This window comes from Chitinophaga polysaccharea (assembly GCF_902150045.1).
Lineage (GTDB): Bacteria > Bacteroidota > Bacteroidia > Chitinophagales > Chitinophagaceae > Chitinophaga > Chitinophaga polysaccharea_A.
Genome location: NZ_CABFVU010000001.1, coordinates 1,928,670 through 1,948,104 on the forward strand (window position 1 = coordinate 1,928,670; position 19,435 = coordinate 1,948,104).

The 19,435-nt window shown below is 44.5% G+C and carries 21 protein-coding genes; 6 read left to right on the forward strand and 15 right to left on the reverse strand.

Features of this window, described 5'->3' with window-relative positions; translation table 11 throughout:
* Positions 1–109: 109 nt before the first annotated feature.
* Positions 110–865 (forward strand): phosphoglycerol geranylgeranyltransferase, encoded by a 756-nt coding sequence (locus FN124_RS07770; protein ID WP_142684161.1) that lies wholly within the window; start codon positions 110–112, stop codon positions 863–865.
* Between the two features lie 78 nt (positions 866–943).
* On the opposite strand, the gene FN124_RS07775 is transcribed toward FN124_RS07770, so the two are convergent.
* Both FN124_RS07775 and FN124_RS07780 read right to left on the reverse strand, forming a co-directional pair.
* Positions 944–1,672, reverse strand: coding sequence for a LytR/AlgR family response regulator transcription factor (locus FN124_RS07775; protein WP_142684162.1), 729 nt, complete (start codon positions 1,670–1,672; stop codon positions 944–946).
* Between the two features lie 91 nt (positions 1,673–1,763).
* Complete coding sequence (locus FN124_RS07780; RefSeq protein ID WP_142684163.1) at positions 1,764–2,792, reverse strand: sensor histidine kinase; 1,029 nt, start codon at positions 2,790–2,792, stop codon at positions 1,764–1,766.
* 222 nt (positions 2,793–3,014) lie between these two features.
* Between FN124_RS07780 and dxs the strand changes: the two genes are divergently transcribed.
* The 3 genes from dxs to FN124_RS07795 all read left to right on the forward strand — a co-directional run bounded on the left by dxs (position 3,015) and on the right by FN124_RS07795 (position 7,001).
* Entirely contained in the window at positions 3,015–4,940 is a 1,926-nt protein-coding gene (dxs, locus tag FN124_RS07785) for a 1-deoxy-D-xylulose-5-phosphate synthase (RefSeq protein WP_142684164.1), read from the forward strand.
* Positions 4,941–5,021: 81 nt separating this feature from the next.
* Positions 5,022–6,068 carry a flavin reductase family protein gene (locus tag FN124_RS07790; RefSeq protein WP_142684165.1) on the forward strand — a complete coding sequence of 349 codons (1,047 nt, stop codon included), beginning with the start codon at positions 5,022–5,024 and terminating at the stop codon, positions 6,066–6,068.
* A 132-nt stretch (positions 6,069–6,200) separates the two neighbouring features.
* Positions 6,201–7,001 carry a PAS domain S-box protein gene (locus FN124_RS07795; RefSeq protein WP_185937126.1) on the forward strand — a complete coding sequence of 267 codons (801 nt, stop codon included), beginning with the start codon at positions 6,201–6,203 and terminating at the stop codon, positions 6,999–7,001.
* Here the strand turns inward: FN124_RS07795 and FN124_RS07800 are convergent, their stop codons facing one another.
* From FN124_RS07800 to FN124_RS07850, 11 genes are all read right to left on the reverse strand, one after another.
* Entirely contained in the window at positions 7,002–7,379 is a 378-nt protein-coding gene (locus FN124_RS07800; protein ID WP_142684167.1) for a hypothetical protein, read from the reverse strand.
* Positions 7,380–7,512: 133 nt separating this feature from the next.
* Positions 7,513–8,226: an HAD-IIB family hydrolase gene (locus FN124_RS07805; protein WP_142684168.1), complete on the reverse strand. Its 714-nt coding sequence runs from the start codon at positions 8,224–8,226 to the stop codon at positions 7,513–7,515.
* Positions 8,227–8,346: 120 nt separating this feature from the next.
* Positions 8,347–9,060, reverse strand: coding sequence for a pirin family protein (locus tag FN124_RS07810; RefSeq protein WP_142684169.1), 714 nt, complete (start codon positions 9,058–9,060; stop codon positions 8,347–8,349).
* Between the two features lie 178 nt (positions 9,061–9,238).
* Entirely contained in the window at positions 9,239–9,649 is a 411-nt protein-coding gene (locus FN124_RS07815; protein ID WP_079469807.1) for an OsmC family protein, read from the reverse strand.
* A 221-nt stretch (positions 9,650–9,870) separates the two neighbouring features.
* Positions 9,871–10,398, reverse strand: a complete 528-nt coding sequence (locus FN124_RS07820) for a YceI family protein (protein ID WP_142684170.1) — start codon at positions 10,396–10,398, stop codon at positions 9,871–9,873.
* 35 nt (positions 10,399–10,433) lie between these two features.
* Positions 10,434–11,306 carry a pirin family protein gene (locus FN124_RS07825; protein ID WP_142684171.1) on the reverse strand — a complete coding sequence of 291 codons (873 nt, stop codon included), beginning with the start codon at positions 11,304–11,306 and terminating at the stop codon, positions 10,434–10,436.
* A gap of 104 nt (positions 11,307–11,410) precedes the next feature.
* Positions 11,411–12,319 carry a helix-turn-helix domain-containing protein gene (locus FN124_RS07830; RefSeq protein WP_142684172.1) on the reverse strand — a complete coding sequence of 303 codons (909 nt, stop codon included), beginning with the start codon at positions 12,317–12,319 and terminating at the stop codon, positions 11,411–11,413.
* Positions 12,312–13,106, reverse strand: a complete 795-nt coding sequence (locus FN124_RS07835; RefSeq protein WP_142684173.1) for a segregation and condensation protein A — start codon at positions 13,104–13,106, stop codon at positions 12,312–12,314. The genes FN124_RS07830 and FN124_RS07835 overlap by 8 nt, the downstream gene beginning before the upstream one ends.
* 107 nt (positions 13,107–13,213) lie before the next feature.
* Complete coding sequence (locus FN124_RS07840) at positions 13,214–14,158, reverse strand: DUF3078 domain-containing protein (RefSeq protein WP_142684174.1); 945 nt, start codon at positions 14,156–14,158, stop codon at positions 13,214–13,216.
* Between the two features lie 88 nt (positions 14,159–14,246).
* On the reverse strand, positions 14,247–14,669 hold the full coding sequence (gene mscL, locus FN124_RS07845) for a large conductance mechanosensitive channel protein MscL (protein ID WP_142684175.1): 423 nt from the start codon (positions 14,667–14,669) through the stop codon (positions 14,247–14,249).
* A 75-nt stretch (positions 14,670–14,744) separates the two neighbouring features.
* Entirely contained in the window at positions 14,745–15,491 is a 747-nt protein-coding gene (locus FN124_RS07850) for a PPK2 family polyphosphate kinase (RefSeq protein WP_142684176.1), read from the reverse strand.
* Between the two features lie 119 nt (positions 15,492–15,610).
* Here FN124_RS07850 and FN124_RS07855 point away from each other — a divergent pair, with 119 nt between their 5' ends.
* The gene (locus tag FN124_RS07855) at positions 15,611–16,501 is read left to right on the forward strand and encodes a DMT family transporter (RefSeq protein ID WP_142684177.1); all 891 of its coding nucleotides are present in this window, start codon (positions 15,611–15,613) and stop codon (positions 16,499–16,501) included.
* A gap of 81 nt (positions 16,502–16,582) precedes the next feature.
* On the opposite strand, the gene frr is transcribed toward FN124_RS07855, so the two are convergent.
* Together frr and FN124_RS07865 are read right to left on the reverse strand one after the other, a co-directional pair.
* Positions 16,583–17,146, reverse strand: a complete 564-nt coding sequence (gene frr / locus FN124_RS07860; protein WP_142684178.1) for a ribosome recycling factor — start codon at positions 17,144–17,146, stop codon at positions 16,583–16,585.
* 106 nt (positions 17,147–17,252) lie between these two features.
* A complete protein-coding gene (locus FN124_RS07865; RefSeq protein WP_142684179.1) occupies positions 17,253–18,395 on the reverse strand; it encodes a glycosyltransferase family 4 protein in 1,143 nt (380 codons plus the stop codon).
* Positions 18,396–18,557: 162 nt separating this feature from the next.
* On the opposite strand from FN124_RS07865, the gene FN124_RS07870 reads away from it, so the two are divergent.
* Positions 18,558–19,400, forward strand: coding sequence for a transketolase (locus FN124_RS07870; RefSeq protein ID WP_142684180.1), 843 nt, complete (start codon positions 18,558–18,560; stop codon positions 19,398–19,400).
* Positions 19,401–19,435 lie beyond the last annotated feature (35 nt).

Here is a 19,435-nt window from a genome sequence, read left to right on the forward strand (position 1 = left end):
TATCATTTAGTTCATGAATAGAAAATGAATTGAATGCATATTTATTTAGCAATGTGTGTTATTAACAAAAATATTATACATTTGCGACAACCGGAACAATGCGCTATTGATGTACAATAACATATACACTTCGTTCATCGAAAGAAAGGCTAAAAAGGAAAAGGCATTCGCGGTTTTAATTGATCCCGATAAGGTTACACCTGCCGGAATCATAGAGATTGCAGATAAATGCACGGCTGCCAAAGTTGATTATATCTTCCTTGGAGGTAGCCTGGTGATCTCCGATCATCTTGATGACTGCGTGCAACAGCTGAAAGCCAGTTGCAACATTCCCGTTGTACTATTCCCCGGAAGCCCTTCACAGGTATCAAAATATGCTGATGCCCTGCTTTACCTGTCTGTAATTTCCGGCAGAAACCCCGAATTACTGATCGGCCAGCATGTGGTATCCGCGGCGGCTGTGAAGAAAAGCGGCCTGGAAGTTATTTCTACCGGTTATATGGTAATTGACGGTGGAGCACCTACAACCGTATCTTATATCAGTAATACCATGCCCATCCCGGCAGACAAGGCGGATATAGCCATGTGTACCGCCATTGCAGGCGAGATGCTGGGTATGAAGGTGATTTATATGGATGCCGGCAGCGGCGCCCGGGTACCCATTACAGAAAGTATGATCAGCCGTGTAGCCAGCCAGGTACAGGCTCCCATCATAGTAGGAGGAGGTATCAGGGATGCGGAAAAAGCCTACCTGAATTGTAAAGCAGGTGCTGATATCCTCGTAGTAGGTAACGCTATCGAGAAAGACCTTTCCCTCATCAAGGAACTGGCAGATGCAGTGCATTCTGTTCCCGTGAAAGCATAAAAAATAAATTCTAAGATATAAGACGAATGACAGCAGGGAATCTGCTGTCATTCGTCTTTATTAGCCGGTAACAAGAACTTACAGGCTCATCATTTCCTTAAACTTCACTGCCTGCCTGCGGCTTACCTCAATTTTTTCGCCCCCGCGCATTTCCAGCAACAGGCCTCCGTTAAAGTAAGTATCGATTTTCTCGATCATTCGCAGATTCACAATATGTTTCCGGTTTGCGCGGAAAAAGGTACGCTCATCCAGCCTTTCTTCCAATGCATTCAATGATTTGAGGATCAACGGCTTATTTGTTTCAAAATATACCCGGGCGTAGTTACCCACGCTTTCGAACAGCCGGATCTCCTGCAACTTCACAAACCAGCACCTGTCGCCATCTTTCACAAACACCTGGTCGTTTTCAGACAGCAGGGAACGGATACCGCCATTGGCAGCCATACGGTCTTTCTCATCCTGCTGATGCAGCTTATGAATGGCATCTGCCAGCCGCTTGGGCTCTACCGGCTTCAACAGGTAGTCCAGCGCATTGTACTCAAATGCTTTCAACGCATACTCATCATATGCAGTAGTAAAAATCACCTGCGGCGTTTTCTCCAGGTCTGCCAACAGGTCAAAACCCGTTTTATCGGGCATCTGGATATCCAGGAACAGTAAGTCGGGATGGAGCGTTTCTATCTTTTCTATACCATCCTTCGCGTTCACAGCTTCTCCTACCACCACTATCTCCGGGTGATCTGCCAGTAATTTTTTCAATTCACTCCTGGCCAGGCGTTCATCATCTATTATCAATGCTTTTTTCATTGGCAATATGAAGTTTGGTTGATGATTTAATTGATTTAAAAATAGTCGCTACAACCGGTTTATCCGGCCATAGCAGTTTATAACAAGCGATTCAGAGCAAAGGCATCACTACGGTAGCTTCTACCGTTTGCTCATCTTTATTCCTGATTTCAAAGGAAGCCCTGCTTCCAAATAAAAGGCCCAGCCGCTGCCGGGTACTTTGTAAACCAAACCCGTGCCCGTTCATACCGTTCTCTACGATCTGGCCGGTATTCTCAATGGTAATCACATGCTGCATCCCTTTCAGGGAAGACTGAATATACACCGACCCGCCCCTGACAATCCTGGAAATACCGTGTTTAATGGCATTTTCCACCAATGTTTGCAACATCATCGGCGGCACCTGCAATTCCAGTGTATCCGGGTCTATCTCATACTTTACACTCAGCCGCTCTTCAAAACGGATATGCTCCAATGCAAGGTAATCCTTTACTATATTCAATTCATTTTCCAGGCTCACAGTTTCCGCTTTCTCCGTTTGCATAGAGCTTCGCAGGATGTTGGAAAGCTCTGTGATGGCAGTTCTTGCCCTTTGAGGGTTTTCATCTACCAGCGCCCGGATACTGTTCAGCGCGTTAAAAATAAAATGCGGGTTCAGCTGAGCCTTGATCGTTTTCAGCTCCAGCTCCTTCACCGTAGCTTCCAGCTTCAGCTGATCTACCTGCGACCTTCGGTTCCTCTCGATATAATGCCAGATAAAATAAAGAAACCACCAGATGGTAGTGATCAGGAAAGAACCCACAATCCCCACCTGGATGGGCGTATCCGATAAGTGTAACAGGTATATCCCAAAAAAGTAATAGCCGATATATGATACCAGTCCCGACCCCGTCATTAACCCGATAAACAATAAGATCTGGTTCTCAAAATTATAGTTCACCCACGCAAACCTGTGAATGAGGTTGCGGAACAGGTGGGTGGCTATAAATCCGAATAAAACAAAAATTACCAGGTTCAGATAATAAGCCGCGTCCGGTGACGTTTTTCTGTAAACAGAAAAGGCGAAGAAAACATTGATCAGAAAATATGCCGACCACCCCAATATCTGGCACCACCAATATTTGTTTATTTGTTTAAACATTCAATCAAATTAGTAAACTTCACCTATATTCCAAAAATACCCTACAGCGCCCCCTGCAGAAACCTAAATGTTATAAATGGTGAATCAGAAAAGGTAAATGGCAGATGACTGTATCTGAATGGTGAGATATCACGGAACGGACCTATTTTCCTGTCATAGTTACACTATTTACCACTTATTTTTATGTATTTTTGTTACTTCATATAAACCCTGAGCCCAATTATGAATATTAAGGCAGGTCAACTGTTGAGCCAGATAGAATATCCCGCTGATTTGCGAAAGCTGAGTAAAGAACAGCTTCACCAGGTATGTGAGGAGCTGCGTCAATACATTATTGACGTAGTAAGTGTGCATGGTGGTCATTTTGCTGCCAGTCTCGGTGTAGTGGAGCTAACAGTCGCTTTGCATTATGTATTTAATACCCCATACGATCAGCTGGTATGGGATGTAGGGCATCAGGCATATGGACATAAGATCCTTACCGGGCGCCGGGAATCATTTCCTACCAACCGGAAATACAAGGGCCTCAGCGGGTTTCCCAAAAGGGATGAAAGCCGTTACGATACCTTTGGTGTAGGCCATTCGTCTACCTCTATCTCTGCTGCCCTTGGTATGGCAATGGCCTCCCACTATAAAGGGGAGTTCGACCGCCAGCATATTGCAGTGATCGGCGATGGCGCTATGACCGCCGGTATGGCATTCGAAGCCCTTAATCACGCAGGTGTGGCAAACGCCAATGTGCTGATCATCCTGAACGACAACTGCATGTCCATAGATCCTAATGTGGGCGCGCTGAAAGAATACCTGACAGATATCACCACTTCACCCACCTACAACAAAGTAAGGGATGATGTGTGGAACCTGCTTGGCAAATTACCTGTAGGAAAGAAATTTACCCGCGACATGGCCTCCAAACTGGAAGCCAGCCTCAAAGGCGTGGTGTCAAAATCCAGCAACCTCTTCGAAGCACTGAAGATGCGCTACTTTGGCCCCATCGATGGCCATAACATCACCAAACTGGCCGATACCCTCCAGGATCTGAAAGATATTCCCGGTCCGAAGCTGCTGCACATCGTTACCACCAAAGGTAAAGGCTATGCCCTCGCAGAAAAAGACCAGACCACCTGGCATGCACCAGGCCTTTTTGATAAAATCACCGGCGAAATATTCAAAAAACCGGTTACCAGCCCCCAACCTCCTAAATACCAGGACGTTTTTGGCCATACCATCATTGAGCTTGCAGAACAAAACGATAAAATTATCGGTATCACCCCAGCCATGCCTTCCGGTTCCTCCCTCAAATTTATGATGGAGAAAATGCCGCAAAGGGCATTTGATGTGGGCATCTGCGAACAACACGCGGTTACCCTCTCAGCCGGAATGGCCACCCAGGGCATGCGCGTTTTCTGCAACATCTACTCCTCCTTCTTCCAACGCGCCTTTGATCAGGCCGTACATGACGTGGCCATCCAAAAGCTACCAGTGATATTCTGCCTCGACAGGGCCGGACTGGTAGGAGAAGACGGGCCTACCCATCATGGCGCCTACGATATTGCCTATATGCGCAGTATTCCCAATGTTATTATCAGCGCCCCCATGAACGAGGAAGAGCTCCGTAACCTGATGTACAGCGCTCAACTGCCGGAAAATGACCAGCCCTATGTAATCCGTTACCCACGCGGCCAGGGCGTAATGCCGGAATGGCGTACACCATTTAAGGCGATCAAACCAGGTACAGGCCGCAAAATACGTGACGGAAAGGATATCGCTATCCTTTCCCTGGGGCACACCGGCAACTTCGTGGCGGAAGCATGTAAAGAACTTGTAGGAGACGGGCTACAACCCGCTCATTACGATATGCGCTTCGTAAAACCATTGGATGAAGCCATGTTACATGATATTTTCCAGTCGTTCGACAAAGTAATTACTGTTGAAGATGGCACCATTGCAGGAGGCTTCGGCAGCGCCGTTATCGAATTCATGGTATCCAACAACTATAAGGCAGCTGTTAGAAGATTAGGCATTCCTGATAAAATTGTGGAACACGGTAAGCCGGAAGAATTATACCGCGAATGTGGTTACGATGCAGCCGGTATTGCAAGCGCCACCAGGGATATGCTGAAAGAAAAAATTACTGTCACCATTTAATAAAAGAATTTAGTTATTTAGCTATTCAGCCATTTGATTTCCCGGAAATTGAATAGCGGAATAGCTAAACTTTTTTATACCATGTACTTTCAGCTCAGGATAACGGAGATCATACGCGAAACACCCGGTACTTATACTTATAAGCTGGAAAATACATCGCCGGAACCACTGGTATATCTCGCAGGGCAATTCCTTACTTTCCTCATCACCCTTAATAACAAAGAATACAGGCGCTCCTATTCTTTCAGTTCCACACCGGGCGTGGATCCCTATCTTTCTGTAACAATACGCGAAAAAGAAAACGGGGAAATATCACGACATCTTATTCACAACTGGAAAGTAAACGATATTGTTACCGCCCTCGAACCATCCGGCAGGTTCACCTATGAAAAGTCTGACAATACCAGGAAAGATATTTTCCTGCTGGCCGCAGGAAGCGGTATTACACCTGTATTTTCGCTGCTCAAACATATACTTGCAACAGAGGAAAATGTCCATGTTAAACTGATTTACAGCAACACCACACCGGAAAGAACTATCTTCCGTGAAGCGCTTCAAAACTGGCAAAGCCGCTACCCCAGCCAATTGGAATGTATATGGCTTTTCAGTAACGATCCTGATAGTCTTCATACCTACAGAAGGCTCAACAATATTTTACTGGAGCAACTGGTAAATGCACATCTTCGTTACCGCCGGGAAGATGCACAGTTCTTCCTTTGCGGGCCTCCCGATTACATGCGTACTATCCTGCTCACACTCACATTTATGGGCTTCAGCGAAGCCCAGCTGCACAAAGAGAACTTCGTGGTAAATACGGATACCAGGATCGCTAAAACACAGCTGCCACAGGATCACGATCCGAAACAGGTAATCATCCGTTATCGTAATGCAGAATATAAGCTCGCTGTTCCCGGTAACGAAACTATCCTGAGCTATGCGCTTGCCCACAACGTGTTACTGCCTTACAGCTGCAAAGGCGGGGTATGCGGTTCCTGTACAGCGCAATGTGTAAGCGGCAAAGTATGGATGCCCGTCAATGAGGTGCTTACAGACAAAGAGTTGGCCGAGGGCCTGGTGCTTACTTGTGTAGGGTACCCTGCAAGCGATGAGATAATCCTTGAATTATAAAATCACATAATGTAAAAAATAGTATCAATCACAAGGATCTGATATTGTTTTTTTCGATTGCTAAAATTTTAGCTAAATTATGTGGAAAATCAGGTGATGCGGAATGCCCCAATAAAAATTATATGCCTGTCATTGCTGCTTGTAGTTATTGTAACAAACGGCTACCTGCTACTTACACATACATTCCATCCATCATCACTATTACTATCATTCAATATAGTGGCCCTCTGCAGTGTATTTGCCCTGTTGCTCATTACCACCTTCTTATTTGATAAGCATTCCCTTCAGTTTGAACGACTCTTCAATGAATACCCCATCCCTATGTGGATCTATGAAAAAGCTACCATGCGCTTTTTATCTGTTAACAATGCGGCCGCTGAAAAATATGGTTATAGCAAAAAAGAATTCCTACGACTAACGTTAAAGGATATACGTAATCAGGAAGACATACCATTGTTCATGGAAAACGCTGCAGAATTTTGCAGCGGCGATGAATACAGGGGTATCTGGAAACACCGTAAAAAGGACGGTGTTAATTTCTTTGTAGAGATCTACTCTCTTCCTGCCACTTATTATGGCAAAAGCGCCCGCTTTATTATGGCCAGGGATGTGGATGCACAAATGAAAGCAGTAAAAGAAGCGCGTGAGCTTGGCATGCGCTATGAGCAGCAGGCACAGCTTACCCACGACAGGCTCCTAAAACAAGCCACCCAGCTTGAAGAACAAAATAAAGCGTTAAAAGAAATTGCCTGGATCAACTCACATGAAATACGCCGACCTGTAGTATCTATACTCAGTATTGCCGGCCTGTTCGATAAAAGCAACCAGGATCTGCATCTCAACACCCAGCTCATGGAATGGCTGCATGAATCCACCCTTCAACTGGATGAGATCATTCATAAAATTGAGCACAAAGTAAAAGCCCTCCAGTAACTATACCTCGCAAGGTATAAATTGATTGAACTCTTCCTTTAATGATAAATATAATTTTCTGAAAATTTCCATACGGTGCTGTATGGTCTGAAAGTCATCAATGGGCCGGTCGTCATGTATCACTGTTACCGGAGTGTTGGCCACTCTTTTGGCACATTGCTTAATGTCATGATGCAATTCATCCGCTACTTCACGTTCACGCAGTAAACGGTTTTCAAAATGTTCAACCTGTGTCATTACATCCCTGGAAGCTTTGCTGAGCGCGATCTGTTCCAGCCGCTCCCGCATCATTTTTACTTCGTTTCTTACTTCGTTTACTTCTTCTTTCCAGGAATTTAACTGCTGGTGCAGTTCTTCGGTGGGAGTTGTAATTTCCATGGTGTATTGATTTATCAATTTAAATGATGATTAAAGAACTATTCATCATACCAAGCGTTGTTGTCAATAGCCATTTTTTATCCGAAAAGACCTGTTCTAAGGTACAATCTTTTTCTATTCTGCTTCCACCTTTTTACAGATAAATTCCGAATTCAGGAAAAAAATCCATCGCTTCCAGAATTCCTCCGGCGCCGGGCCGCTGTGCCTGTAATACATGCGGCATTCCTGCAGTACGGGCTACTAATTCGGGCTCCGAATCACCCACTACCACACCCTTGAACCCGGTTTCATACATCGAGTAATCGTTCATGGAATCGCCGGCCACCAGCACCTTCTGATGCGGCAATGCCAGCACCTGTAACAACTGTTTCAGTGTAAATCCCTTGTTCACTCCGGCAGGTAATATATCGAGGTATTTACCGGCAGATAAAACCAGGTCGCATTGCAATGATGCTGCGATTTCACGCGCACTGTCTATATCTGTGCTGTTATCATAATAGTAAGAACAGCGGTACTGCTGATGCGCTTCCTGGTGCAGTAATCCTCTTACTGTTTTCAGGGTTTCCCTCACCTGTTCTCCCGGCCATTTGGCTGCAATATCTGATTGCACCGGCTCTACCGCAGTTAACGTAGGCAGGTGGGTTACCGTAGCGCCTACATCACAGATAATATATTCAGGCCGTGGCAAAGTATTATCTTCCAGTAACGACAACACACTGCGTATTCCTCTTCCGGTTACAAATACCAGCTGTATCTCCTTTTGCTGCCGCAATAAACTGTATAATTTCTCTTTATCTTCTGATGTACCTCCTAAAAATGTACCGTCCAGATCTGTAGCTAATAACATAATTCCCGGGTGACTTTAAAAATTTCAATGAATGCAGATGCCGATAAAAATATAAAAAAAAGACCAGCCGAAACGACTGATCTTCCTTTAGATATATTGGGTTAGTAGATAACGGTATGATTAGTTCAGCATTGGCACATCTATCAGCAAAAACTCTGCCGGTTTGACCACTTCAATACCTGCTTTATCATACTCAGATAACCCGATCGCATCACGTGTGCTTAATGTTTCTCCATCTACCTTTAATTCACCGCTGAGCAAAAACAAATAGCTGCCGATGTTGGGTGCCTTTGCTGTAATATCGAGTTTTTTACCGGCTTCATACTTACCCAATGTAAACCATGCATCCTGGTTCAACCAGAGCCCACCTGCGTTTTTGTCTGGTGAAATCACCACCTGTAAGGCGTTTTCACGGGCGGTAGGATCAAATGTTCTCTGATCGTAACGGGGTGTCACATTCCTTTCTTTAGGTATTATCCATATCTGCAGGAAATTCACATCATCTGTTTTAGACGCATTAAATTCTGAGTGAACAACGCCTGTGCCGGCACTCATAATCTGCACATCATTTTTACGGATCACTTCTTTATTGCCGGTATTATCGCTGTGTGCCAACTCTCCGTTCAGCACAATGGATACAATTTCCATATTATCGTGAGGATGCGCGCCAAAACCCATTCCGCCTTTTACAGCATCATCGTTCAACACACGCAATGCGCCAAAATGGATCCTGTTGGGATCATAATAATTGGCAAAACTGAAAGTGTGATGACTCTTCAACCAGCCGTGGTTGGCATATCCCCTGGTATCTGCACGATGAATAACTTTTTTCATAACTGATCTCCTTTGTTTTTAACAGTACAAATATCGCTATAAACGAAGGCGCCGGGAATGGATCATATGTTGAAAAACGTGGACAAAAAAATACGGATCTTTCAATGCAGTAACTGCTTTCAAAAAAACAGTATGCATATGAAAAATCCGTAACGCAGTAACGATTTCAGGCGCTTATTTACACCAGTTTGGCATCTGTGGTAATGGTTGCATTCAGCACTTTGCTCACCGGGCAGTTAGCTTCTGCATCCGCTACAAATTCAGCGAACTTGGCGGCATCCAGGCCTTCCACGCTGGCAGTTACTTCCAGGTGGCTGGTGGTAATAGCTCCATTATCCAGGGTGATGGTGCATTTGGTATCAATGTTACCAGGTGTAAAACCGGCGCCAGTGATCACAAAGCTCAGTTTCATAGTAAAGCAGCCGGCATGTGCTGCAGCAATCAGTTCTTCAGGGTTAGTACCAATGCCATCTTCAAAACGGCTGCTGAAAGAGTACTGGGTCTTGTTTAACACAGTTGACTGGGAAGTTAAAGTGCCTTTACCTTCTTTACCGGTACCTTGCCAATTGGCAGATGCAAATCTTTTCATGTTTAATTTTTATTTTTTCCTGTTAGAAAAATCAGTGCGGAGGCCCAAATTACAAATTAATCGGCAATAAAAAACGCCGGAGCTACCCGGGCGGCCAAAGCGCATAAAAAAGCTGCACAGTTTCCTGTGCAGCTATACATGGTTCCTGGCAATTGATTCTTATATTATTGCTGTCAATTCCTAATACCCTATCTTATCCGGCTCTGTCAAAGCCATCCATTTTATTGTTGTTTTATCATCTGCACGCTGGCCAGCAGCTTCACTTCATCGCTCAGCAGTAAACCGCCGGTTTCGGTAGTAGCGTGGAAAGTAAGACCAAAATCTTTACGGTTGATTTTACCGCTCAGTTCAAATCCTGCTTTAGTCTGGCCATACGGATCTACCACTTCACCACCAAATTCAACATTCAGCTCTACAGGGCGGGTATTATCGCGGATGGTTAAATCACCTACCAGCTTAAAAGTATCTGCATCTATTTTCTTCACCTCTTTAGACACGAAGGTGAGCTTGGGATATTTCTCTGCCTCAAAGAAATCAGCGGCCTGCAGGTGAGCGTCGCGCTGCGCATTCTGTGTGGAAATACTGTTGATGTCTGCTTCAAAAGTGATGTTGGCAGTACTGAAATCGTTATCAACGGTTTGCATGGTACCATCAAATTTTGCAAACTGACCGGTTACGGTCGTAATCATCAGGTGTTTGATCTTAAATTGCACATCACTGTGCGAAGCATCAATTTTCCAGGTTGTCATATAACTTTGTTTTTTTAGTATTATTAAATGTTTAATTAGCTTAATACACCCATTTTACCGGCATTATAATCATCTATTGCTGTCCTGATCTCATCTTCTGTATTCATTACAAACGGGCCATATGCAAAAATGGGCTCATCGATCGGTTCACCGCTCAACACCAGCATAGCGGTATCTTTCAGCGCAGTGATGGTTATTTCTGTGCCTTCCTTTTCAAACAGGGCCGTTTCCACACCTTTCAGCGACTGACCATTCACATCTGCTTCTCCCTGGAATACTACTGCTGCAGTGTTAAAACCTTCCGGTATGTTCATAGAGATCCTGTCATCTTTCTTCAGATGAATATCATACACATTTACCGGGGAGAAAGTACTGGCAGCTCCTTTCACTCCATTATACTCACCAGCGATCACTCTCACATATCCTTCTTCACTTACCTTGATCACAGGTATTTCTGCTTTGGTAAGATTCTGATAGGAGGGAGGATTATTTTTAAATGCTTGGGGAAGATTTACCCATAACTGGGCAAACTCTACTTTCCCGCCCTGCCTGCTGAATGCATCACTGTATTTTTCTTCATGTAAAATACCGCCGGCAGCAGTCATCCACTGAACATCGCCAGGGAACAATAAACCATGGCTACCGGTAGAATCCCGATGCTCCAGTTCTCCCTGGTATACGATGGTAACAGTTTCAAAACCTTTATGCGGATGCTCGCCAACACCTTTGGGTCTTACACTCGGTGGAATATAATTGGGTGCCGCATAATCCATCATGATAAAAGGACTGATCCTGTTCCCTTCGGACCGGGTACCGCCGGGGAGCGTACTTTGTACCCTGAACCCGTCGCCCACCATATGTGGTGCAGCTGCGATTACGATCTGGCTTACATGTTTTTGTGTTTTCATATTGTTTGCCTCCTTAAGACAACACAAAAATACATGTTACAACACCGTTTGAGAATGGATAAAACTCTCCCGCTGATGGACTTTTTTCAAAAATTGCGGAAAATTTAGGCCGAAGGGCTTACAGAAGTACGGGAAACCTCTTTAAATTCAGAAGGGCTCTGGTTGGTATACTTTTTAAAAAAGCGGCTGAAATAATGCGGATCATCAAAGCCCAGTTTATAGGCAATTTCTTTCGCTGTAAGATCGGTATTATACAGGTAGCGCTGTGCTTCAAGGATCACGCGGTTGCGGATATGTTCACCGGCAGTAATACCGGATAACTGTTTACTGATCTCATTCAGCAGCACGGGTTTGATATGTAAAAGCCCTGCATAATCAGACACCGTCTTTAATGCCTGGTATTTTTCCTCTATAAGGTTTTTAAATTTAAGGAAGATAGAGCTGTTATGGGCAGCATGCTGTTCCGGGCTGATGGCTACATTTTCACCCTTTATGCGGGAAGCCAGCACCAGGAAATAGCGCAGCAACCCGTGGAGCGCCATTTCATATTCAGGCTCACGCAGGGTAAGCTCTTTCAGCATCAGGCGCACAATAGCATCAATGTCTTTTTCCTGCTCATCGTCAATATGAATAACACTGCTGAACTGGCTGTTGAAAAATAAACCTGAATTAATACCGGATACCTGTGTCTGATCTTTTAAACACATAAAGGCATCACGGAACGCAATCATGTATCCGTCTATTTTATCGGTGGCCTGCAGGTTATGCACCTGGCCGGGCGCCACAAAAAAAAGCGTATTCTTCTTTACTTCGTGTGTAACAGCATCAATGGTATGCAGCAGCTTGCCCTTCTTAATCCAGTAAATGGTGTAGAAGTCGTGCCGGTGGGGCACGCCTATCTGGTCAAAAAAGCTGTTACCCAGTTCACACAGGCCAGACACCACAAATCCCGGGTCTGCATGGGAGTATTCCGGTAAGGATACAATTCCTATATTTTCACGTTTCTCAGCCATCTATTAAAGTTCCTGCAGGTTCCTCCTCCCTGTCGGAAGGATCAATGTATTCAATAATAAAATTATTTCTGCCTTCTCCCACCATAATACCCATATGCTTCATCTGCACAAGTTCAAGCATACTCAGGAACAGGAAAATGGCGTGCACCCGGTCTTTACAGTGATCAAATATTTTTTCAAAAGATAAAGTACGCTCCGCCCTTGCCAGCTCCTCCATATACATCCTGGAGCCTTCCATGGTATAATCATACTTGTATACAACATGCTGGGGCTTGTTATCACGCTCTTTCATGCGCTGCATCACCTTTTCAAAGGTTTTTGTCAGCTTGAAGAGAGTAAGGGTTTGTACTTCGGTCCCTTCACTGGTCAGTTCCCCGATCTCCGCCAGTTCTTTGGCGATATTTCCCCGCTTTACAGACAGCATGCGGTCGGCCTCCATTTCGGCCAGTTCTGCAGCTGCCAGTTTATAGCGCTTATACTCCAGGATCTTGTCTATCAGTTCCATCCGGGGATCTATTTCATTTCCCTGCTCATCCAGTTCCTTGCGGGGCAACAGCATTTTCGCCTTTATACGCATAAGGGTGGATACAAAGAGAATGAATTCGCTGGCCAGTTCAATATTCAGCGATTCAATATGATGAATATAGTCCAGGAAATCCTGTGTGAGGGTGTTGATAGGGATATTGTAGATATCCAGTTCATCACGTTCAATAAAGAACAGCAACAGGTCGAAAGGACCCTCAAATTGCGGTAATTTGATCTTATAGACAGGTGCTTGTTCGCTCACGTAATGTGTTTAAAGTTTTTTAAAAAAGATATCGCACAACTGCACAGGATCATCAGATTTTTTCCTGCGCCGCTGCGCGATATCAAAAATAACAAAATTCCTCCGAATCAGAACTTGGCTGCAAAGCCGATCCCTATTACCTGTTTTATTTGCAGGCGGGGACCCATTACACCAGTTTCCTTATTTTCAAATACTTTTACATCATCATCATATATCATATCTACTGTAAGCAGGGCTGAAATCCACTTATTCACCTTCAGTTCCAATGCATTGGTAAAAAACACATCTATATTCCCAAGGTTATGCCGGTAATCTGAAAATAAATCCAGCCGGCCCTTATAGGTCATATTTTTGGCGAAGGTTTTTATATAATTGGCAGACAGGTAGGCGCCTATTTCATATTTAAAATGCGAGCCCGTATCTACTCCGTAAGCACCTTGTTTGGAGAGCACATCATCCATTACAAACACAAAACGGGAAGTAGCGGGCGACAGGAATAAAGAAAATGACGGATCGGGCTTATAATCAAAACCCGGCGACACCAGTACATAAGCAGGGGAGAAGAACTTGGACGACAGCTGCGGAGTGGTATCCGACGGATACAGGTAACCATTGGTAAATTGTGTACGCAGGTTCACCAAACCGCTTAAATACCAGTTCCTACCAATATCATAGCCGTATTTGGAAGTGAGGTCTATACGGTCATCATTTTTCCGGCCTCCCAAACTGGTGGTATTAATATAACCATATGCCAGGTCGGCTACGTTATCCCAGGAATGTTTCCCTTTCTTATAAAAAGCCCATGCAAATAAATTGGAGCCGATGGAGAACGCAAAGTTATCACCACCTGCAGCCCAGTTGCTCAGTGATCCCTGGTTGATGTTTACATTAATATTCATCCCCTTTCTCCATAATTTGGGAATCGTGTCATTAGGATCTTTCTTGATCTTACCTGCAGCTTCTTCTCTCGACGTCTTCATCCAGTCATTTTGCGCATGCACGGCTGTAAACAGTAGCATACAGCAGGCAATGGATAAAGTAATTTTTTTCATCAAATTGTGTTTAAGTTGAGTATACGTAATAACTATCCCACTTCTTCCGGAAGGGAAAAATGAAATGATGGGATATTGCTAAAAAATTTTATCTGGATTTCTTCAGTTCATCACGGATTTCCATGAGCAGTTTTTCCTGTGTAGACAGTTCAGCCGGGGCTTCTTCCTTCTTCCTCGTAAGTCTGTTCATAAATTTCACCAGCAGGAAAATACAGAAGGCAATGATCAGGAAATCAATCACGCTCTGTATAAACGCACCATAAGCAAATACAGCGATGCCTTTGGCTTTTGCGTCTGCCAGGGTGGCCACATCTCCCTTACTTGTGTCCAATACATAAAAGACGTCGTTAAAATTCTTTCCCTTTGTAAATAATCCGATAATAGGCATCAGGATATTATCTACCAGGGATGTAATAATCTTTCCAAACGCACCACCTATAATCACACCCACAGCAAGATCCATTACATTGCCTTTCATGGCAAACTCTTTAAACTCTTTGATGAACGACATAATGCAAGGTTTTTATTGGTTAAATAAGTGAACAAAATTAAAGGATAATAACCGAACACGTTAATTATTAGGTTATTATTTCTTTAAGCGGGGATATTTCATCTTCAGCGATTTCAGTGTATCCCTCAACGTTAGCGCAATGAGATACTCCTTATACCAGTTCTGATCTGCAGGTACAATCAGCCATGGTACATAGTTACAATGATTGATAGCATCTTCATAGGCATCCATATATTTATCCCATAACTTGGCCTCTGTCAGGTCATTTTCGTTATACTTCCACATCTTACGGGGATCTTCTGTACGTTCCACCAGGCGCTGCTGCTGCGCTTCCCTCGATACGTGCAGATAACATTTTATGATGTGCGTATTATTATGAACAGTCAGCAGCTTTTCAAAATCGTTAATAGCTTCCATCCGTTTAAAAGCCATTTTATCGTCAATCCACTTATGCACACGTTGTATGAGGATATCTTCGTAATGCGAGCGGTTAAACACCTGGATCATGCCCTTTCCGGGGGCATGCTGATGTACCCTCCAAAGGAAATCGTGCTCTGATTCCTCTGCGCTGGGCGCTTTGAAGGAGTGAACAACGCATCCCTGCGGGTTTAAGGTACCCGTAACATTTTTGATAACCCCATCTTTCCCGCTGGCATCCATTCCCTGCACCACCAGCAATACACTGTATTTATGTTGGGCGTAGAGCAGGTTCTGGAGCTCATCAAGTTCTTCCAGCAATTCCCGGGTTACTGCCTTAATGGTTTCTTTTTCCAGCTTTTTGGGAGCTGATGTGCTGATAGCAGACAATTTGATTTTACCCATGTAGCGCATTCTTATAAATAAATTTAACAAAATCAGGACAGAAGTGTTGCGATTATCACGATTTATATTTTGCTGGGTATTAAGGATCCCTGCACCTTTGTACTCGAAAAATAACAATTATGCATCAACGTTTCGCCCATTGGGGAGTGTTCTTCCTGTTATCACTCACTTGGGGCAGTTCCTTTATATTGATGAAAATAGGCCTTGAATCATTTACTGCTTACCAGGTAGCCAGCTTAAGACTGGTAGCAGCCGGCATAGCGCTTTGTCCCTTTTTGCCGAAAGCCTTCAAACAGGTCCCTGTAAACAAGCTTCCTGTTATCATCCTGTCTGGCACCCTGGGCAATGGCATTCCGGCCTTTCTTTTTTGCCTGGCAGAAACGGAGATCGACAGCTCCCTGGCCGGCATCCTGAATGCACTAACTCCATTAATGGCCCTGTTATCCGGTATCATTCTCTTTAAAAGCCCATTTAAAAAGGCGCAGCTCACAGGTATATTCGTAGGATTGATGGGAGTAGTATTATTATTTACGGCCAAAGGTATCAATACCAACAGCCACTGGTATTATGCTCTGCTGGTAATACTGGCCACTATAAGTTATGGTATTAATATCAGCATGGTGCATCATAAGCTGCAGGGCCTTAGTTCGCTGCAGCTGGGATCCATTGCGATGTTCTTCTGCGCTGTGTTCACTTTCCCCATACTCTGGTTTAGTAACTTCTTTCCGCAGTTTGCACGGCCTGATGCGCCCTGGCGCTCACTTTCCGCAGGCCTTGTACTGGGAGTAATGGGAACAGGGATAGCAGCTGTGCTCTTCTTCCTGCTGATTAAAAGGGCAGGCTCCATGCTTGCTTCCATGGTGGCATATGCGTTACCGTTAGTAGCGGTTGGCTGGGGCTTATTGGCGCATGAAACAATTACCTGGGTCCAGGTGCTGAGCATGGGAATTATCCTCCTTGGCGTTTACCTCGTAAACAGGGCCAGCAGGGCTGCTGCACCGGCTAAATAATTCCTAAAACAAAGCGGAGATATTAGCCGGACTGTTATCCGTTAATATCTCCGCTGTTATATTCTTCCAGGCTGTTATTTGTTAAATAGCCATAATTTCTTTCTCTTTTACTTCACAATGTTTATCGATCAGCGTAATATGCTTATCGGTTAACTGTTGGATATCCGCTTCTGCATCTTTTGCAGTATCTTCACTCAAACCGTCTTTCTGCAATTTTTTAACCGCTTCAATAGCATCCCTGCGAATATTCCTAATGGCTACTTTTGCCTGTTCACCCTCATTATTCACCCTTTTTACAAATTCCTTCCTGCGTTCTTCGGTTAATGGCGGGAGAAATAAACGGATGATAACACCGTCGTTTTGTGGATTGAGACCAATGTTAGAAGCAATAATGGCTCTTTCAATTGGTTGCAGCATATTTTTTTCCCAGGGCTGAATAGTAAGTGTACGGGCATCTGCGATGCTTACATTAGCCACCTGGTTCAATGCGGTAGGCGCGCCATAATAATCAACAAAAATACCATCCAGTATTTGCGGGTTGGCTTTCCCGGCTCTGATTTTTGTAAGTTCTAATTCCAGGTGCCCGATAGCTTTTTTCATCGAGTCCCCTGCTTCATCAATGATAAGCGTTAGATCATCTTGCATAACATAAATAGTTAAGTGCGTGCAAACCTACAGGTTTTCTTTTAATCGTCAAAGTAAGGTCCTGATAATGGAAGTAGAAATGCCTACAAATAACCGCAGCAAAGGATTATTTATCTTGTAATACACCCTCTGTTGTAACACGCAATATTTTGGTAGCTTCTTTGGCTGTTGCCGCAGCTGGCTGTACAACAGGTTCGGGGATGGCTTTCACAGCGAGTTTCCTCCGGCGTGCCAGGTATAATATTCCTGTAAAAAAGGTGGCAGAACCTATTACGACCATTAACAGCAAGGTAGCGCCCATTCCCTGTAATACAAATGCTCCGAGTATGTAAGTAGCGTTAATGGCTACTGAAACAAGCGTGGTTTGCCTGTGGTTAAGCTTCAGGTCAAGCAGGTAGTGATGGATATGATTTCTGTCGGCAGAGAAAGGAGATCTTCCCTGCAGCATACGAACAGCAAATACGCGTAAGGTATCAAATAAGGGTACGATCAGGATGGCGAATGCCACAGCCGGAGTAGCTCCAACGGGCATTTTACCGGCAGGGTTTCCTGCCACATCAATAAATTTCAGCACAAGCACCGCATTTACCAGCCCTATCAGTAAGGATCCTGTATCACCCATAAAAATTCGGGCAGGAGAAATATTGTAGATAAGGAAACTGGCCAGGCCGCCTGCAAGCGCAAAACCGATCACCGCATAGGTTATTTCGCCCACATGCAGGAAATAAGCACCCAATACCGCACTCACCAGTAAACCAATGCTGCCGGCATGACCGTCTACCCCGTCTATCAGGTTGAAAGCGTTAATAACCACAATAAAAGTGAAATAGGTCAGCATCAGGCTGATATTGGGAGGCATGGCATAAATCCCCAAAAAACCATACATGCTGGTTATCTGCAGGTTACCCAGGTAAATAATGGCAAAAGAGGCAGCAAGTTGCCCGATTAATTTCTTTAACGGAGACAGCCCTACGATATCATCCTTCATCCCCACCATGAAAATGATAAAGAACGCTGCCATCATGTATTGAAATGGGGAATTGGCTAACGCGGGTACGCAGATAGCAGTGGCGATTATAAATCCGGAGAAAAATCCGATTCCTCCAAGCGTTGGTATACGCTGTTTATGCGTCTTTCTCTCGTCCGGCTCGTCGTATAAGTGCTTTAATTCCGCCACTCTTATCAGTATTGGAATAGAAAAATAGGTAACAACAAAACTCAGGACGGTGGCAATTAATACATTCTCCATCAGTGGGGCTTAATTGTGCAAAGATATTAATTTCAACGAAATATGAAAAGAAACGTTAAAAAAATCAAGTTTTTTAATACTTTGAGATCGCAAAAAAAACATTCAACGGCCACAAATTCTACGAAATTCTATTAGTTTTGCGGCACAAAATCAACAACTATCATGCCACAGCCACAGCTCCAAGATATTGCGACTCAGGTCAGGAGAGACATTGTACGGATGGTACACGGCGTTCAAAGCGGTCACCCGGGTGGGTCATTAGGCTGCGCCGATTTTCTCACCGCATTGTATTTCAAGGTGATGGACCACAAACCAGAACCATTTGATATGGATGGTAAAAACCAGGACCTCTTCTTCCTGTCCAATGGTCATATTTCACCGGTGTTCTATAGCGCCCTGGCGCGTTCCGGCTACTTCCCCGTACAGGAACTGAACACTTTCCGTAAGCTGAATTCCCGCCTGCAGGGACACCCCACCACCCACGAACACTTACCGGGCGTACGTATCGCCTCCGGTTCCCTGGGACAAGGCATGAGCGTGGCTATAGGCGCAGCGCTTGCTAAAAAACTGAATAACGATAAACACCTGGTATTCTCCCTCCATGGCGATGGTGAGCTGGAAGAAGGACAGATCTGGGAATCAGTGATGTTTGCCCCTCATCATAAAGTAGATAATCTTATCATCACGGTGGATCTGAATGGTCAGCAAATTGATGGAACTACCGACGATGTTGCCGGTCTTGGCGATGTTGGCGCTAAATTCGAAGTATTCGGATGGCAGGTATTGCACATGAATGGTAATGATATGGACGATGTAGTAGCTACACTGGAAAAGGCCAAGAGCTTCACCGGCCAGGGTAAACCCATTGCCATTATTATGAAAACCGTTATGGGTCAGGGGGTCGACTTTATGGAAGGCCACCACGAATGGCATGGTATCGCCCCAAGCGATGATCAGCTGGCAAAAGCACTGGCCCAATTGCCTGAAACACTCGGCGATTATTAATAGAACAATTAAATAAAAACATTAAAAAAGGCTGC

Coding starts and splice junctions, on each gene's coding strand:
- FN124_RS07865 (WP_142684179.1), bottom strand. CDS start 18,395: ATGGAGAATGTATTAATTGCCACCGTCCTGAGTTTTGTTGTTACCTAT.
- FN124_RS07775 (WP_142684162.1), bottom strand. CDS start 1,672: ATGAAAAAAGCATTGATAATAGATGATGAACGCCTGGCCAGGAGTGAA.
- FN124_RS07780 (WP_142684163.1), bottom strand. CDS start 2,792: ATGTTTAAACAAATAAACAAATATTGGTGGTGCCAGATATTGGGGTGG.
- dxs (WP_142684164.1), top strand. CDS start 3,015: ATGAATATTAAGGCAGGTCAACTGTTGAGCCAGATAGAATATCCCGCT.
- FN124_RS07815 (WP_079469807.1), bottom strand. CDS start 9,649: ATGAAAAGATTTGCATCTGCCAATTGGCAAGGTACCGGTAAAGAAGGT.
- FN124_RS07810 (WP_142684169.1), bottom strand. CDS start 9,060: ATGAAAAAAGTTATTCATCGTGCAGATACCAGGGGATATGCCAACCAC.
- FN124_RS07855 (WP_142684177.1), top strand. CDS start 15,611: ATGCATCAACGTTTCGCCCATTGGGGAGTGTTCTTCCTGTTATCACTC.
- FN124_RS07840 (WP_142684174.1), bottom strand. CDS start 14,158: ATGAAAAAAATTACTTTATCCATTGCCTGCTGTATGCTACTGTTTACA.
- FN124_RS07790 (WP_142684165.1), top strand. CDS start 5,022: ATGTACTTTCAGCTCAGGATAACGGAGATCATACGCGAAACACCCGGT.
- mscL (WP_142684175.1), bottom strand. CDS start 14,669: ATGTCGTTCATCAAAGAGTTTAAAGAGTTTGCCATGAAAGGCAATGTA.
- FN124_RS07825 (WP_142684171.1), bottom strand. CDS start 11,306: ATGAAAACACAAAAACATGTAAGCCAGATCGTAATCGCAGCTGCACCA.
- FN124_RS07820 (WP_142684170.1), bottom strand. CDS start 10,398: ATGACAACCTGGAAAATTGATGCTTCGCACAGTGATGTGCAATTTAAG.
- FN124_RS07805 (WP_142684168.1), bottom strand. CDS start 8,226: ATGTTATTAGCTACAGATCTGGACGGTACATTTTTAGGAGGTACATCA.
- FN124_RS07800 (WP_142684167.1), bottom strand. CDS start 7,379: ATGGAAATTACAACTCCCACCGAAGAACTGCACCAGCAGTTAAATTCC.
- FN124_RS07770 (WP_142684161.1), top strand. CDS start 110: ATGTACAATAACATATACACTTCGTTCATCGAAAGAAAGGCTAAAAAG.
- FN124_RS07870 (WP_142684180.1), top strand. CDS start 18,558: ATGCCACAGCCACAGCTCCAAGATATTGCGACTCAGGTCAGGAGAGAC.
- FN124_RS07830 (WP_142684172.1), bottom strand. CDS start 12,319: ATGGCTGAGAAACGTGAAAATATAGGAATTGTATCCTTACCGGAATAC.
- FN124_RS07850 (WP_142684176.1), bottom strand. CDS start 15,491: ATGGGTAAAATCAAATTGTCTGCTATCAGCACATCAGCTCCCAAAAAG.
- frr (WP_142684178.1), bottom strand. CDS start 17,146: ATGCAAGATGATCTAACGCTTATCATTGATGAAGCAGGGGACTCGATG.